The sequence below is a fragment of the Yoonia sp. 208BN28-4 genome (genome assembly GCF_037543925.1).
Classification (GTDB): domain Bacteria; phylum Pseudomonadota; class Alphaproteobacteria; order Rhodobacterales; family Rhodobacteraceae; genus Yoonia.
The window spans coordinates 207949-224119 of sequence record NZ_JBBIFY010000001.1 but is presented as its reverse complement, the minus strand read 5'-3'; the positions used below and the strand labels follow the sequence as shown (position 1 = coordinate 224119).

General features: G+C 58.5%; 12 protein-coding genes. 10 read left to right on the top strand and 2 right to left on the bottom strand.

Annotated features, from left to right (window positions below; all coding sequences use genetic code 11):
* Nucleotides 1-16 precede the first annotated feature (16 nt).
* Genes glgC through V8J84_RS01095 form a run of 4 tightly spaced genes read left to right on the top strand, consistent with a single transcriptional unit; the run spans nt 17 to nt 6473 of the window.
* Entirely contained in the window at nt 17-1288 is a 1272-nt protein-coding gene (gene glgC / locus V8J84_RS01110; protein WP_339929042.1) for a glucose-1-phosphate adenylyltransferase, read from the top strand.
* Nucleotides 1288-2709, top strand: coding sequence for a glycogen synthase GlgA (gene glgA, locus V8J84_RS01105; protein ID WP_339927718.1), 1422 nt, complete (start codon nt 1288-1290; stop codon nt 2707-2709). The genes glgC and glgA overlap by 1 nt, the downstream gene beginning before the upstream one ends.
* Before the next feature lie 2 nt (nt 2710-2711).
* The gene (glgX, locus tag V8J84_RS01100) at nt 2712-4829 is read left to right on the top strand and encodes a glycogen debranching protein GlgX (RefSeq protein ID WP_339927716.1); all 2118 of its coding nucleotides are present in this window, start codon (nt 2712-2714) and stop codon (nt 4827-4829) included.
* Nucleotides 4830-4841: 12 nt separating this feature from the next.
* Complete coding sequence (locus V8J84_RS01095; RefSeq protein WP_339927714.1) at nt 4842-6473, top strand: alpha-D-glucose phosphate-specific phosphoglucomutase; 1632 nt, start codon at nt 4842-4844, stop codon at nt 6471-6473.
* On the opposite strand, the gene V8J84_RS01090 is transcribed toward V8J84_RS01095, so the two are convergent.
* Nucleotides 6470-7339 (bottom strand): NAD(P)-dependent oxidoreductase, encoded by an 870-nt coding sequence (locus V8J84_RS01090; protein ID WP_339929040.1) that lies wholly within the window; start codon nt 7337-7339, stop codon nt 6470-6472. The genes V8J84_RS01095 and V8J84_RS01090 overlap by 4 nt on opposite strands.
* Nucleotides 7340-7405: 66 nt before the next feature.
* On the bottom strand, nt 7406-10249 hold the full coding sequence (locus V8J84_RS01085) for an EAL domain-containing protein (RefSeq protein WP_339927712.1): 2844 nt from the start codon (nt 10247-10249) through the stop codon (nt 7406-7408).
* 234 nt (nt 10250-10483) lie between these two features.
* On the opposite strand from V8J84_RS01085, the gene V8J84_RS01080 reads away from it, so the two are divergent.
* The 6 genes from V8J84_RS01080 to V8J84_RS01055 all read left to right on the top strand — a co-directional run bounded on the left by V8J84_RS01080 (nt 10484) and on the right by V8J84_RS01055 (nt 16126).
* Nucleotides 10484-11008 (top strand): copper chaperone PCu(A)C, encoded by a 525-nt coding sequence (locus tag V8J84_RS01080; protein WP_339927710.1) that lies wholly within the window; start codon nt 10484-10486, stop codon nt 11006-11008.
* Nucleotides 11009-11146: 138 nt separating this feature from the next.
* On the top strand, nt 11147-11596 hold the full coding sequence (locus V8J84_RS01075; protein WP_339927708.1) for a c-type cytochrome: 450 nt from the start codon (nt 11147-11149) through the stop codon (nt 11594-11596).
* Nucleotides 11597-11715: 119 nt separating this feature from the next.
* On the top strand, nt 11716-12195 hold the full coding sequence (gene tspO, locus V8J84_RS01070) for a tryptophan-rich sensory protein TspO (protein ID WP_339927707.1): 480 nt from the start codon (nt 11716-11718) through the stop codon (nt 12193-12195).
* Between the two features lie 40 nt (nt 12196-12235).
* On the top strand, nt 12236-14035 hold the full coding sequence (gene ade / locus V8J84_RS01065; RefSeq protein ID WP_339927706.1) for an adenine deaminase: 1800 nt from the start codon (nt 12236-12238) through the stop codon (nt 14033-14035).
* 51 nt (nt 14036-14086) lie between these two features.
* Nucleotides 14087-15568 carry an AMP nucleosidase gene (locus V8J84_RS01060; protein WP_339927705.1) on the top strand — a complete coding sequence of 494 codons (1482 nt, stop codon included), beginning with the start codon at nt 14087-14089 and terminating at the stop codon, nt 15566-15568.
* A gap of 267 nt (nt 15569-15835) precedes the next feature.
* On the top strand, nt 15836-16126 hold the full coding sequence (locus V8J84_RS01055; RefSeq protein WP_339927704.1) for an HU family DNA-binding protein: 291 nt from the start codon (nt 15836-15838) through the stop codon (nt 16124-16126).
* Nucleotides 16127-16171 lie beyond the last annotated feature (45 nt).

Below are 16171 nucleotides of genomic sequence, written 5' to 3'. Positions count from 1 at the left end.
AGGGGAGGAAGACACGATGCAATCACCGTCAAACAGACGACTATCCAACCGGGCAATGGCCTTTGTGCTGGCAGGCGGGCGGGGGAGTCGCCTGAAACAACTGACAGATAATCGGGCCAAACCGGCGGTGTTCTTTGGCGGTAAGACACGCATCGTGGACTTCGCGCTGTCCAACGCGCTGAATTCCGGCATTCGCAAGATGGCGATTGCGACGCAATACAAGGCGCACTCGCTTATTCGTCACTGCCAGCGTGGTTGGGGCTTCCTGCGGGCAGAACGGAACGAATACCTTGATATCCTGCCAGCCAGCCAGCGGGACGGGAACGAAAACTGGTATCTGGGCACAGCGGATGCGGTGACGCAGAACATCGACATTATCGATAGCTACGGTGTGGATTTCATTGTCGTGCTGGCGGGTGATCACATCTACAAGATGGATTACGAGATCATGCTGGAGCAGCATGTGGATATGGGTGCTGACGTTACAATCGGCTGCCTGACCGTGCCGCTGAACGAGGCAAAAGCCTTTGGCGTGATGCACACCGACGATAAAGGGCGGATCACGGATTTCCTTGAAAAGCCCAAGAACCCGCCGTCCATCCCCGGTGATCCCGATCATGCGCTGGCATCGATGGGCATTTACGTGTTCCGCTGGGATTTCCTGCGCGATCTGCTGATCAAGGATCGTGAGGACCCTAATTCATCGCATGACTTTGGCCACGACATCATTCCGCAGATCGTGAGCGGTGGTAAGGCCATGGCGCACCGGTTTGAGGAAAGCTGCGTAACCAGCGGTCTGGAGACCGAACCCTATTGGCGTGATGTGGGCACGATTGATGCCTTCTGGCAGGCCAACATCGACCTGACCAACTTTACCCCGCCGCTTGATCTGTATGACACAAGCTGGCCGATCTGGACCTATGCCGAAGGCGTGCCACCGGCCAAGTTCATTCACAACGACAGCGACAGGCGCGGTTTTGCTGTGTCGTCGCTTGTGTCGGGTGGCTGCATCATCTCGGGGTCCGAGATTTCGGAAAGCCTGCTGTTCACTGGCGTGCGCACGCACTCTTACTCCAAGCTCGATGGAGTCGTGGCGCTGCCTTATGTCGAGGTGAACCGCAATGCACAGCTGTCGCGCTGCGTGATCGACCGTGGTGTTGTGATCCCCGAAGGACTGGTCGTCGGTGAAGATGCCACAGCTGACGCCGAGTTCTTTGAGGTGACAGAGTCGGGCACGGTGCTGATCACCCCTGCCATGATCAACAAATACAACGCCGCCAAAGCCTGATGAAACGGGTTCTTTCTGTCACGTCGGAATGTGTGCCGCTGATCAAGACAGGCGGTTTGGCTGATGTGGCAGGCGCATTGCCTGCCGCTTTGCGCGATCACGGATGGGACATGCGCACGCTGCTGCCCGCCTACCGTGGCCTGATTGCCAAAACCAAGGCCAAGAAAACCGTCTGGTCGTCTGACGATCTGTTCGGTGGACCTGCCAAGGTTTTCATGGCCAAGGTGGACGGTGCAGAGATGCTGCTTCTGGACGCCCCGCATCTTTATGATCGCGCGGGCGGGCCATACGGTGACGGTGTTGATTTTGTTGATAACGCGGAACGCTTTGCGGCCCTGTCGTGGGTCGCAGCGGAGATTGCACAAAATGGTCTGACCGATGGCTGGACGCCGCAGGTGCTGCATGCCCACGACTGGCAAGCGGGTCTGGCGCCCGCGTATCTGCGGTTTGCGAACAGCGACGTGAAAACTGTAATGACGGTGCACAACATCGCATTTCAGGGTGTGACACCAGCGCACAAGCTTGACGATCTAAAGCTGCCGCATGACGCGTTCCACCCCGATATCCTTGAATACTGGGGGCAGGTCAGCACCTTGAAGGCTGGTCTGGTCACAGCCGATGCGATCACCACTGTAAGCCCGACCTATGCAGAAGAACTGATGCGTCCTGATTTCGGCATGGGTCTGGACGGTGTCATCGCTGCACGGTCCGGTGATCTAAGCGGTATCCTGAACGGCATTGATGACGCGGCATGGGACCCTGACACCGATCCGGCGATCGTCAGCTATTCCGCCAAGAAACTGACGGGCAAGAAAAAGAACCGTGCGGCACTGTGCAAAGAGTTTGGCCTGAAAGGGGTCAAAGGGCCGCTGGCGATTGTTGTCAGCCGATTGAGCCATCAAAAGGGTCTGGATCTGCTGATCGAGGCAGCCGACGAATTTGTCGCCAAGGGCGGTGGACTTGCGATTCTGGGGTCCGGTGATCCGTGGCTTGAGGGGCAGTTGCAGGCGCTGGCCACGCGCAACCCCGGTAAGGTTGGCCTGCGCATTGGTTATGACGAGGCGCTGTCGCATCGCATGTTTGGCGGCGGCGATGCGGTGTTGGTGCCAAGCCGGTTTGAACCCTGCGGTCTGACGCAGCTTTACGGTTTGCGCTACGGCACGGTGCCGGTTGTGGCTGCAACGGGCGGTCTGGCGGATACGGTGATCAACGCCAATGCCGTGGCCCAAGCGGCAAAAGTCAGCACGGGCATCGTGTTCCAAGGGATCGACCGATTGGGCCTGAGCCGCGCGCTGGATAAGCTGATCGCCTTATATTCTGACCAAAAGGGCTGGACGGCGATGCAGAAACGCGGGATGACGCAAGACCTGGGCTGGGGGGCTTCCTCGGCCAAATATGCGGAACTCTACGAGGCGCTATAACCGTGACACTTGCCCTATTGCCGCAAAAGCTGCGCAATCATGCACTGGCCGCTGGCCGGCCGCACCCGCTTGGTGCGACGTTTGACGGTTTTGGCGTCAACTTTGCGGTGTTCTCTGAACACGCCGAGCGGATTGAACTGTGCCTGTTTGCCGAGGATACGCGCACCGAAGTGGCGCGGATTCCCCTCCTCGAACGTGACGGTGACGTGTGGCACGTCTATGTGCACGGGATCGTGCCGGGCGCGGCTTATGGTTTCCGGGCTTACGGACCTTACAAACCCGAAGAAGGGCATCGCTTTAACCACCACAAACTGCTTCTTGATCCTTATGCCAAGCAGATCAGCGGCAGTGTGCAGTGGAATGACGCTGTCATGGGCTACAAGGTTGGCGCGCCCCACGAGGACCTGACGTTCGATATGCGCGATAGTGCGCCGTATGTGCCACGGTCGATTGTGGCTGATCCGATGGGCTTTGGTCGCGGCGATCGCAGGCCAAATGTCAGCAATTCCGATACCGTGCTTTACGAGGCGCACGTCAAAGGCATGACCGCGCAGTTTCCCGGCCTGTCCGACGAACAGCGTGGACGCTACACCGGTCTGTCGTCGCCACCTGTTTTGGACCACCTGACTAAGCTGGGCATCACGTCGGTCCAGTTGATGCCGGTGCACACCTTCGTGGATGACGAATTCCTGATCGATGCGGGTCTTACCAATTACTGGGGATATAACAGCATCGGGTTCTTCGCACCCGAGCCGCGTTATATGCGCAATGGCGACATCTCTGAATTCCAGCAGATGGTGAAAGGTTTTCACTCTGCCGGCATCGAGGTGATCTTGGACGTGGTTTACAACCACACCGCCGAGGGCAATCACTTTGGCCCGACGCTGTCGTTCAAAGGGCTCGACAACAAAAGCTATTATCGCCTGAACACCGGCGGGCGGTATTACGACAACGATACAGGCACCGGCAATACGCTGAATGTGGCGCACCCGATGGTGCTGCGCATGGTGATGGACAGCCTGCGCTATTGGGTCGAGGTGATGCACGTCGATGGCTTCCGCTTTGATCTGGCCACCGTGCTGGGCCGCGAGGCGGAGGGGTTCAACCGCAACGGCGGTTTCCTTGACAGCTTGCGGCAGGACCCTGTGCTGGCCAATGTGAAGCTCATTGCAGAGCCGTGGGATATGGGCCCCGGCGGCTATCAGCTTGGCGCATGGCCGCATCCGTTTTTGGAATACAACGACAAATACCGCGATGGCGTGCGCAAGTTCTGGAAGGGCGATGCGAATGTGGCAGAGCTGTCCAAACGTGTGCTGGGCAGCGCCAACCAGTTTGACCATTCAGGCCGCGCCGCCACGTCATCGGTGAACTTTGTCACCGTGCATGACGGCATGGTGCTGCACGATCTGGTCAGCTTCAATCAAAAGCACAACGATGCCAACGGCGAGGGTAATCGCGACGGCAAGGAAGATAACTATTCTGACAACATGGGTGTCGAGGGGCCAACCGACGACACGACGATCACAGCCATGCGGGCGCAGCGGAAACGCAATTTTCTTGCGACCCTATTTCTAAGTCAGGGCACGCCGATGCTTTTGTCCGGTGACGAGATCGGCAATTCGCAGCAGGGCAACAACAACACCTTCGGGCAGGACAACCCCATTGGCTGGATCAACTGGGACAATCCTGACAAAGACCTGCTGGCCTTTGTGAAGCGGCTGATCGGCTTGCGCAAACAGCACCCTGTGCTGCGGCAAAAACGGTTCCTGCATTCACGCCCGCGCAACCGTGATGGTATCCCCGATCTGTTCTGGCGGATGCCCAATGGCGAACGGCCTACCACTGCAAATTGGCTTGATGAAAACCTGCGCACGATCTGTGTTGAAGTGCGGACATCGTCCGACACCCCCGCATACGAGGCATCAGACGATGTGCTTTTCCTTGTGTTCAACAATGCAGCGGCCTGTGATGTTGCGCTGCCGCCCAATCCGCCGGGCTGCGTGTGGGAACAAATTTTGAATACGGCCACCCCCGATGACGGGCCGCTTTGCGTCACCGGACCAACCGCGCAGGCCAATGCCAACGCCGTGCAGGTTTTTGCCCGCACACCCATCACCTAAAGGAGACTGCCCATGTCGATCCTGACCGTTGAAACGACCCCCTTTGATGATCAAAAACCGGGGACGTCCGGTCTGCGAAAAAAGACAAAGGTTTTCATGGGTGACCATTATCTTGAGAATTTCGTGCAAGCGATTTTCGACGGGATTGGCGGTGTGACAGGCAAGCGGCTGGTCGTGGGTGGCGACGGGCGGTTTTACAACGACAAAGCGGTCAAGATCATCCTGCGCATGGCGGCGGCAAACGGTGCTGCGCGCGTCATCGTGGGGCAGGGCGGGCTGCTGTCCACGCCTGCCGCGTCGCATCTGATCCGCCTGAACAAGACAGACGGCGGGATCATCCTGTCCGCGAGCCACAACCCGGGCGGCGAAAACGAAGATTTCGGCATCAAATACAACACTGCCAATGGCGGGCCTGCGCCTGAAGGCGTGACGGATGCGATCTTTGCCAAGACCAAATCCATGAGCAGCTACAAGATCTGGGACGGTGAAGCGCCCGATCTGGATGCGCTTGGCGACAGTCACCTTGGCGACATGGTGGTCACTGTTGTTGATCCGGTCAGCGACTATGCCGATCTGATGGAAACCTTGTTTGACTTCGGCGCCATTCGGGGCCTGTTTGCCGACAACTTCACCATGCGCTTTGACGCGATGTGCGCTATCACCGGTCCCTACGCGATCGAGGTGCTGGAAAACCGCCTTGGTGCTGCAAAGGGCACTGTTGTGCACGGCACGCCGCTTCCCGATTTTGGCGGAATGCACCCCGACCCTAACCCCACATGGGCGCACGAGCTGATGGACGAAATGTTCAGCGAAGATGGCCCTGATTTTGGTGCCGCGTCAGACGGTGACGGGGATCGCAATATGATCGTGGGCCATAATGTCTATGTCAGCCCGTCCGACAGTCTTGCTCTGATTGCAGCGCACGCGAAAAACGCACCGGGCTACAAAGACGGCCTGCCCGGTGTCGCGCGGTCGATGCCGACATCGGCTGCCGTGGATCGTGTGGCCAGGGCGCTGGGCATCCCGTGTTTTGAAACCCCCACCGGCTGGAAGTTTTTCGGCAACCTGATGGACGCCGGAAAGGTGGCCCTGTGTGGTGAGGAAAGCTTTGGCACAGGGTCCGATCACGTGCGTGAAAAAGACGGGCTTTGGGCCGTGCTGATGTGGCTGAATATCATTGCCGCAACCGGCAAGGGCGTGGGTGAATTGTTGCGCGCACATTTCAAGGAATTTGGCCGCAACTACTATTCGCGCCACGATTACGAGGCTGTGGAGAGCGATAAGGCACAGGCCGCCTATCAAAAGCTGCGGGCCGATCTCGCGGCGCTGTCTGGTACAACCTATGGCGATCTGAACGTCGCGCAGGCGGATGAATTTGGTTACACCGATCCCGTCGACGGCTCTGTGTCCAATGCCCAGGGGTTGCGCGTGATGTTTGAAGGCGGGTCGCGGTTTGTGCTGCGCATGTCGGGCACAGGCACAAGCGGTGCCACGCTGCGGCTTTATCTGGAGCGCTACGAGGACGATCCAGACCAGCTTGACCTTGATCCGCAAGACGCCCTGGCCCCGATCATTTCTGCGGCGGAACAGATTGTCGGGTTTGCCGCCACGCTTGGCCGCGCCAAACCCGATGTGATTACCTAGATCGCGTTCAGCCGCTTGAGCAGCGATGACGTGTCCCAGCGGCCGCCGCCCAGCTTTTGCACGTCTTTGTAGAATTGGTCGACAATCGCTGTGACAGGCAGGCTGGCCCCGTTTTCATTGGCGGTGTCCAGACAAATCCCAAGGTCCTTACGCATCCAGTCCACGGCAAACCCGTGGTTGTACTCATCCGCGATCATCGTCTTATAGCGGTTCGACATCTGCCAGCTGCCAGCGGCACCTTGGCTGATCACCTCGACCACGGCCTCACCGTCCAGACCGGCCTTTTGGGCAAAGTGCAGCGCCTCTGACAGACCTTGAACAAGGCCGGCAATTGCGATCTGGTTGCACATCTTTGTCAACTGCCCTGCGCCGCTATCGCCGATCCGGCGGCACAGCTTGGCGTAGTGGTTCATCACGGGTTCTGCTGTGTCATAGCTGTCTTGTGCGCCGCCACACATGATCGAAAGCTGGCCGTTCTCGGCCCCTGCCTGCCCACCGGACACCGGCGCGTCGACAAATGCGATCCCTGCTTCCTGTGCTGTTGCGGCCAATTCTTTGGTCACCGCCGCCGATACGGTGGTGTGATCCACAAAGATGCTGCCCTCGCCCATCCCCGCGAATGCGCCATCATCGCCAAGGCAGACGGACCGCAGATCATCGTCGTTTCCGACACAGGCCATCACCATCTCCGCGCCCTTCGCGGCCTCGCGCGGGGTGGCTGCGGCAGTGCCGCCGTGTTCCTTGGCCCATGCGTCGGCCTTGCTGGATGTGCGGTTATACACCGTCACATCATGGCTCGCCGCTTGCAGGTGACCCGCCATCGGATAGCCCATTACGCCCAGTCCCAAAAATGCCAGTTTCGCCATCATCCACTCCTCTTGCGATGTCACCCGCAGCATGGACAAATTGCGGCAGGCCGCAAGGGTGGTCGGCTACAAGACGAAAGTTGGACCGCCGTAGGGGCTGTATTTGCCATTGGATTGCGCCGCATGCAGAAGCGCCGAAAGCTGATCGCGCGGCATCGGGCTGGCAAGCCCGTATCCCTGAAGGTGGTCGCACCCCAGATCACGCAGAACATCGATGTGGGCAGGTGTTTCGACCCCTTCGGCCACCACGCCGATGCCCTGCAGTTTTCCAATCTCGACGATGGATTTGATCAAAAGCCGTTGTTTGGCGGACGTATCTACCGGGCTGACCAGTTCGCGATCAATTTTCAAACGGTTGGGCTGAAGTTTCAAAAGACCCACGATTGACGCGTGACCGGTGCCAAAATCATCCACCTCGATATCGATGCCCAGATCGCGGATGCAGGCAAGGTTTGCGGCAAGTTGTTCGTCATGCGCGTCCAGAAACACGGATTCCAGCAGTTCAAAGGCGAATTCTCCCGGTGCTTTTTTCAGACAGGCAAGGTTTGCGGGCAGGTCAGGGTCAAGCAAACGACGTGCCGACACATTGACCGACATGCGCGGCACCGGAAGGCCGCGCTTTTGCCAGTGCAGCGTATCCGCGATGGCCTGATCGAGCACCATCTGGTCGATCCGGCCGACCACATTTAATTCCTCTGCCACGGGCAGAAAGCTGTCGGGCGACCGCATGGACCCGTCGGGATGACGCCACCGCACCAAAGCCTCGACCCCGGACAGGTTCAGGGTGTCGGCGTGAAATTGTGGTTGATAGAGGCAGTAGAATTCATGGTTCTGCAAACCGGCTAGAATTTCGTCAGCGAGCCTGTTTTTGGTTTGCATCGCGATCTTCAGGTCTTCGGTAAAGAACCTGTAGCGGCCACGGCCATCGTTTTTAGCCAGATAAAGCGCCATATCCGCATTGGCAAAAAGCGCTGAACCCGTTTCGCCCTCTGCGGAGGTGGCGATCCCCACGCTCATCCCGAAACGGCAGGCGTGGCCCTTGATCGTCAGTGGCTCGGCTGCGGCGGTGATGATCGTGTCGGCCAGACTTTCAAGCACGCCATCCGCAGGCATCTGCGGCAGCAGGATCACAAATTCATCCCCGCCAACCCGCGCGACGGTGGCGTTTTGCGGGGCATGTTTGCGCAACAGATTTGCAACGTGGATGATCACCTCATCGCCCGCAGCGTGGCCCAGCGTGTCATTTATCTGCTTGAAACGGTCCAGATCGATGTGCAGCACGACCGCCTTCCCGCGCGAGGATTTTTCCGCATCGTCCAGCAGCCGCCTATTCGCCAGACCTGTCAGCGCGTCGTGCAGGGCGCTGTGTTCCATTTCAGCGCGGGCAGTTTCCAGCGCCTCGTTCTGTTTTTGGGCAAGCGCATTTGCCTGACGCAGCACTTCGGCGCGCTGGCGGTCTTCGGTGATGTCCCAATTTACGCCGATCACGCGACGCACGCCGACATCATCAGTGTATTGCGCAGCCCGTGATCTGACATGGCGGATGGTCCCGTCAGGCCGCACGATGCGGAAATCCTGATTGAACTCTTTCCCCGTGCGCAGGCAGTGGTTGGCGAGCTTGGTCACTGGCTCCAGATCATCGGGGTGCAGGTGCTTTTCCCACATGCCGGTCATGTCCTGATCGTCGTGCATCTCAAGGCCGTAGATGTGGCCCATCTGCGCATCCCACTTTGCAATCCGTGTGTGGGTGTTGAACTGCCAGATGCCGATCCGTGCTGTTGTCACCGCCAATTCGAGCGATTTTGACAGGCTGTCAAATTCGTCGTGGTCGGCTTTGATCGCCGTGATGTCGGTGTCATTGCCGATGATATGGGCTGGTGCGCCACTTTCATCGCGTTCCACCACGCGACCACGGCTGACGATCCAGATATAGTGCCCTTGTTTGTGCTTCTCGCGATACTCAAACCGAATCTCGTCGGTTTCACCGCTATTGAGCTTTGCAATCTGGCCACGCAGCCGCAGTTGATCATCCGGGTGGATGTAGCGAAACCATTTTGACATCCGCTCTTGGGGGCAGTTGTCGGATGTGTAGCCCCTCATGGTGCACCAAAGATCAGAGCAATAGCGCGACCCTTCGGCGAGCCGCAGATCCCAGACACCCTGACCCGCGCTTTCCAGACTGATGCGCCAGCGTTCACGCAGAGTTTCCAGCGTGCGCAGCTTGTCTTCTGTTTCCTTTGTGCGGGTGATGTCGCGGTTGCTGGCCACGATATGCAACACGTTGCCATCAGCATCGTGCCTGACAACCTTGCCTTTGCTGGCAACCCATATCCAGTGACCGTCGGCGTGCCGTTCCCGATAGGTAATCTCAAAGGTGGTGACCTTCCCGTTCAGCAAATCAGCTGTCAGGGTGTCCAGCCTCGTGCGGTCATCGGGGTGGATAAAGGCCAGCCAGTCTTCACGGCGGTCACGGCTGGTGTCGCCATCATCCAGCCCGCGCAACCTGCGCCAACCTTCGGAGCGATAGCGTGTCTTGGTGTGTGCATCGTAGTCCCACAGACCATCGTCGATATGCCCAAGGATCGCGTGCCAGCGTGCAAATTGATCACGGGTCGTATCCGCCTGCGGTCCGACGATGGCGAAAAAGCCCACTCGCTCGGTCGAGGGGCCGATCACGGGGGCGATCATGATGAACTGGTTGGTCCCCGACATTGGAACCTGATGTGCCGTATCATCGCCTGTCAGAGGCTGTTGCAGGGTGGCAAGGTCCGCAGGCTGCACAAGCTGCGCCAGATCAGCCAATGGCGCGTTTGACGCCCGTTGATCCAGCAAGGCGGCCATGGCCGTGTTGACGTGTTGCACGCACAGGTCCGGCCCCAGCGCAAAGGCTGGTGCAGTAATCTGATCCACGACAGTCCGTATCTGGAGATCGGTCGGCAGATCCCGCGCAATTTTCACGTCTGCACCTCGCCCATAGATTGCGGACTTACCTGCGCAGATGTTTGTAAAGATTTGGAAAACGTTTCGCGCGATTTGCGTAGGGTCAACTAGGTCGATTTGCGCCTGTGCGACGTCATGCGCCTTGCAGCGACGCGGTGGTCTGACTAGCTAAACAGCAAAACACAATACAAAAGGAAGTCTGTCATGCGCCGTATCAGCCCCATCCTGCTTGCCATGATGCCAACCACATTGTTTGCACATGATTACACCGTGGGCGATCTGAAGGTGATGCACCCCGTCGCCCTTGAAACGCCTGTGACAGCGCAAAGCGGTGCGGGCTACCTGACGATCATGAACACAGGCGAAACAGCGGACCGACTGCTGGGCGTCGAGGCTGATTTCCCCCGCGTTGAAGTGCACGACACCATTGTCGAAAACGATGTCAGCCGGATGGTTCATCAGGAAGACGGGCTTGAAATTGCCCCGGGTGAGACACTGACGCTGTCGCGCGGTGGCAAGCACGTCATGTTCATGGGCCTGAACGGCGACCCGTTCGAAGTTGGTGAAGAAATTGAAGCAACCCTGATTTTTGAAACCGCCGGACGACTGGAAATCGTGTTCAATGTTGAAGAGCGCGACGGCGATGACGGTATGGATCATTCGCAGATGGACCACGGTGATATGGATCACGGGGACATGGAAGATGGCGAAAGCGAAGACGAAGATTGAGCCTGCGTAACGGTCAAGATCGGCGGATCACGCCCTTTTTTCGATTCTTTACTAGACGATCACTCGTCAGGCACTAAGCTTCATCAGGTAACACGCCGTTCAACCGGTGTTGTCGAAACGGTCGAAAGGAATACGATCATGAAGAAGTTTACAGTCGCAGCCGCGTTTGCTGTTCTTGCAGCACCTGCATTTGCTGATGGCCACGCATCAACCCAAGGCGATGTCGCCAACGGGGAAGAGCAGTTCAACCGCCAGTGCGTGGCGTGCCACATCGTTGCAGACGCATCCGGTGAAGTCCTGGCAGGACGCAATGCCCGCACAGGTCCAAACCTTTACGGTGTCGCAGGCCGCGTGCCCGGCTCTGTCGAGGATTTCCGCTATGGCGACTCGATCGTAGAGCTTGGCGAGACGACCGGCCTTGGCTGGACCGAAGAGAGCATGGTCGCTTATCTGCAGGACCCAACAGGTTACCTGCGCGAGGCACTGGATGACCGCCGCGCACGCGGTAAGATGTCCTATCAGGTCCGTGATGAGGCCGTTGCCTATGACATCTACGCTTATCTGGCACAGTTTGAAGCCGCTGAATAAGCTGCCGATTTCTTGAAATACCAACGGGCCGCCGGAACCATCCGGCGGCCCGTTTGGTTTTTGGCATACTGGATACAGTCTGCTAGGCTGATCCAAATGCCGTGGAGGGCAAGCATCCGATGGATATCATTCTTTTCCTGATCTTCTTTGCGGCAACCTGCGGGGCGGCGGCCACTGGCATGCTTTTTCCCACGGGCGAATGGTATAAATCCCTGAACAAGCCCGACTGGGTGCCACCGGACTGGGTGTTTCCCGTCGCATGGACATCCATTTACCTGCTGATCTCGTTTGCGGGCGCGCGTGTCGCGGGGCTTGAGGGCAGCGCCTACGCCATGGCGTTCTGGGGTATGCAAATCGCGTTCAACGCGCTGTGGACACCTGTGTTTTTTGGCCTGCGAGCGCTGCGCAAATCGCTGCCTGTGATGGCGTGCCTTTGGGTCGCTGTGCTTGGCTGCACCATCACGCATTTCCAACTGGACCTTTGGGCGGGCCTTGCGTTTGTGCCCTACCTGATCTGGGTCACAGTCGCAGCGGCGCTGAACCTGAGTGTCGCAAGGTTAAACCCCGATCAGGAGCCACTTGAGATTTCATCAATCTAGCGCCTCTTGCCCCTTCCCTGATTTGGTGAAACCATTGGGGATGGAAATTCAGATCAAATCATGGGCCGACGTGGCCCCCCGCCTTGTCGCTGTCGCCGCTGGCCGTGACGCCGCTGATACGGTGATCCGTGGCGGTAAGCTGGTGAATGTCCAAACCCGCGAAGTGCTGGACGGCTGGCAGGTGGCGATTGCCGAAGGGCGCTTTGCCTACATTGGCCCCGACGCCTCCCATTGCATAGGTGACCAAACGCAAGTGATCGAGGCTGACGGCCAATACCTGATCCCCGGTCTGTGCGACGGGCACATGCATATCGAAAGCGGGATGCTGACCCCCGCCGAATTTGCCGCCGCGGTGATCCCGCATGGGACCACCACCATGTTCACCGACCCGCACGAGATCGCCAATGTGCTGGGACTAGACGGCGTGCGCATGATGCATGACGAGGCGCTGATGCAGCCCGTGAACATCTACACGCAAATGCCCTCCTGCGCGCCCTCTGCGCCAGGGTTGGAGACAACCGGTTTTGAAATCAGCGCCGATGACGTCGCAGAGGCGATGGGCTGGCCCGGGATTATCGGGCTGGGCGAGATGATGAACTTCCCCGGCGTGATCAATGGCGATCCTCAGATGCTGGCTGAAATGGCAGCAACGATGAACGCTGGCAAAACCGTGGGTGGGCATTACGCGTCGCCTGACAAAGGCACGGCGTTTTCGGCCTACGTCGCAGGCGGTGCCGCTGACGATCACGAAGGCACGGCAGAGGCTGACGCCATCGCCCGCGTGCGCAACGGCATGAAGTCGATGATGCGGCTTGGCTCTGCGTGGTATGACGTGGAAACGCAGATCACGGCCGTCACGGAAAAGGGGCTGGACCCGCGCAACTTCATCCTGTGCACGGATGATTGCATGGCTGGCACGCTGGTCAATGACGGACACATGAACCGTGTTGTGCGCCACGCGATTGACTGCGGCTGTGATCCGCTGGTGGCGCTGCAAATGGCGACGATCAACACCGCGACACACTTCGGGTTAGAGCGCGAGTTGGGGTCGATCACGCCCGGACGGCGTGCCGATGTGATCCTGACGGATGACCTGACAACGCTGCCGATCAACACTGTGATGGCCCGCGGTAACATCGTCGCGCGGGACGGAAAAATCACGGTGGATTGTCCGCATTACGACTGGCCCGACAGCGCGCGGCAAACCGTCCACATGGGCAAGTCATTGGCCGCAGATGACTTTGCGGTCAAAGCGCCCGAGGGGTCAAATAGGGTCACGGCAAAGGTGATCGGTGTCGTTGAGAATCAGGCCCCTACAAAGGCGCTGACTGCTGACCTTCCGGTGAAAGACGGCGTGATCGAAGGCGAAGACGGTGTCTGCCAGATCGCCCTTGTCGAACGCCACCGCGCAACCGGCGATGTGGTGAACGGCTTTGTCAGCGGCTTTGGCTATAGCGGCCAGATGGCGATGGCCTCGACCGTCGCGCATGACAGCCACCACATGATCGTGGTCGGCACCGACCGCGCCAACATGGCACTTGCCGCGAACCGGCTTGGTGAAGTGGGTGGCGGCGTGACTGTCTGGAAAGACGGGCAGGAAATCGCGCTAATCAAACTGCCGATCGCTGGCCTGATGTCGGACCGTCCCGCAGCAGAAGTCGCCGCTGATGCAGACCGGATGGTTAAGGCCATGGCCGACTGCGGTTGCACCTTGAACAACGCCTACATGCAGCATTCTCTGCTGGCCCTTGTCGTGATCCCTGAATTGCGGATCAGCGACCTTGGGCTGGTAGACGTGACCCGCTTTGAATTGACCGACCTGATCGCAGGTTCGGCCTGACCGACTTGAACAATAACTGCTGCGGCAAACCGCGGCGCGAAGGATAAATTGATGACCGAAACCAGCCACCTTTCCATGCAGACACCCGATGTGCCTGCCCCAGAAGCCTTTATCGATCCCAAGGCGGCTGTTGCCCGCCTGCAAGAGCTTTACAAAACTGCAGCCACTTTCCTGTGCCGCGAATTTGCAGCATCTGTCGGGTCCGAGGCACCATCAGCCCGTTATCGTGCCTATTACCCCGAAATTCGCCTGACCACGACGACCTTTGCCAAGACGGATTCGCGCCTGTCTTTTGGCCACGTGGCTGAACCGGGGGTTTACGCCACGACTGTCACGCGGCCTGATCTGTTTTCGCATTATCTGGAACAGCAGATCGGCTTGATCATCAAGGCGCATGGCGTGCCGGTTGTGATTGGCGCGTCGTCGACCGAGATGCCGGTGCATTTTGCTGTGGCAAACGATCCTGATCTGACCGTGCCGCAAGACGGCAGCCTTGATTTCAACTTGCGCGACGTGTTTGACGTGCCCGATCTGGCCACCACGCACGACAATATCGTGAACGGGCAGGGCTTCCATTATCCCGATGGGGCGCGGCCACTGGCGCCTTTCACCGCGCAGCGGATTGACTACTCGCTCGCGCGTTTGTCGCACTATACGGCCACCGCGCCGCATCATTTTCAGAACCACATCCTGTTCACGAACTACCAGTTTTATGTGGAAGAGTTTGAGGCTTACGCCCGTCAGATGCTGGCCGATCCTGACAGCGGCTACACCAGCTTTGTCAGCACCAACAACGTCGAGATTACGGACGCCGATACACCAATTGCCGACGTGCAAAAGATGCCGCAGATGCCGACCTACCACCTCAAGCGTGAAGGCGGGGGCGGGATCACGTTGGTGAATATCGGCGTTGGGCCGTCCAATGCGAAAACCGCAACCGACCACATCGCAGTGCTGCGCCCACATGCGTGGCTGATGGTCGGACACTGTGCCGGCCTGCGTAATACGCAGCGGTTGGGCGATTATGTGCTGGCCCACGCTTACCTGCGCGAGGATCACGTGCTGGACGACGATCTGCCCGTCTGGGTGCCGATCCCTGCGCTGGCCGAAATTCAGATCGCCTTGGAAACGGCGGTGGCTGATGTGACCAAGCTGGAAGGGTTTGAACTTAAACGCATCATGCGGACAGGCACCGTCGCCACGATTGATAACCGGAACTGGGAACTCCGCGAACACTCCGGCCCTGTGCAGCGTCTGTCGCAGTCACGCGCCATCGCGCTTGATATGGAAAGTGCGACGATTGCCGCCAACGGCTTCCGCTTCCGCGTCCCCTATGGCACGTTGCTGTGCGTGTCTGACAAGCCGCTGCATGGTGAGCTCAAACTGCCCGGCATGGCATCCGCGTTCTATAAAACACAGGTCGCGAGCCACCTTATGATCGGCATCCGCGCGATGGAGCGTCTGCGTGAAATGCCGTTGGAGCGGATTCACAGCCGGAAATTGCGCAGCTTTGAAGAGACAGCTTTTCTGTAGCAGCGCAAAACAGCAGGAATCAGCCCGTTTTTGCAGGAGGAGTGGGTCATTTCGCGTTGCCGCGGATGGCCCGCCTCCCTACAATCCGAGCGTGTGCTGCCCGTAATTCCGCCTGAAATGGCAAATTCGCGGGAAAATCCCTGAAAATCGCATGTTTTCCCTTGCGTCAGCGACACTAATTGTTGTGGATGCATACCATATGCCGTTTAATATAACGGTAAGAGGCCCCACAGGTTGGGCAGTGAGTAAACGAGGGAGACCACAACAATGGCAACGAAGCCTATGACGAAAGCGCAGCTTGTCACTGCACTCGCCGAAGAAACCGGCATGGATAAAAAAGGTGCGGGTTCCGCACTCGACGGGATCGTTGCGATCATCACCAAGGAAGTTTCCGGTGGTGGTGCTGTGACACTTCCCGGCGTTGGCAAAATCTATTGCCGCGAGCGCCCAGAGCGTATGGTCCGCAACCCTGCCACGGGTGAGCAGATCAAGAAGGACGCCGACAAAGTGGTCAAGATGACCATTGCGAAGGCTCTGAAGGACAGCGTCAACGACTAAGCGTTGAATCTGTTGCGAGATTAGGAAAGGGTCGCCCCAACAGGC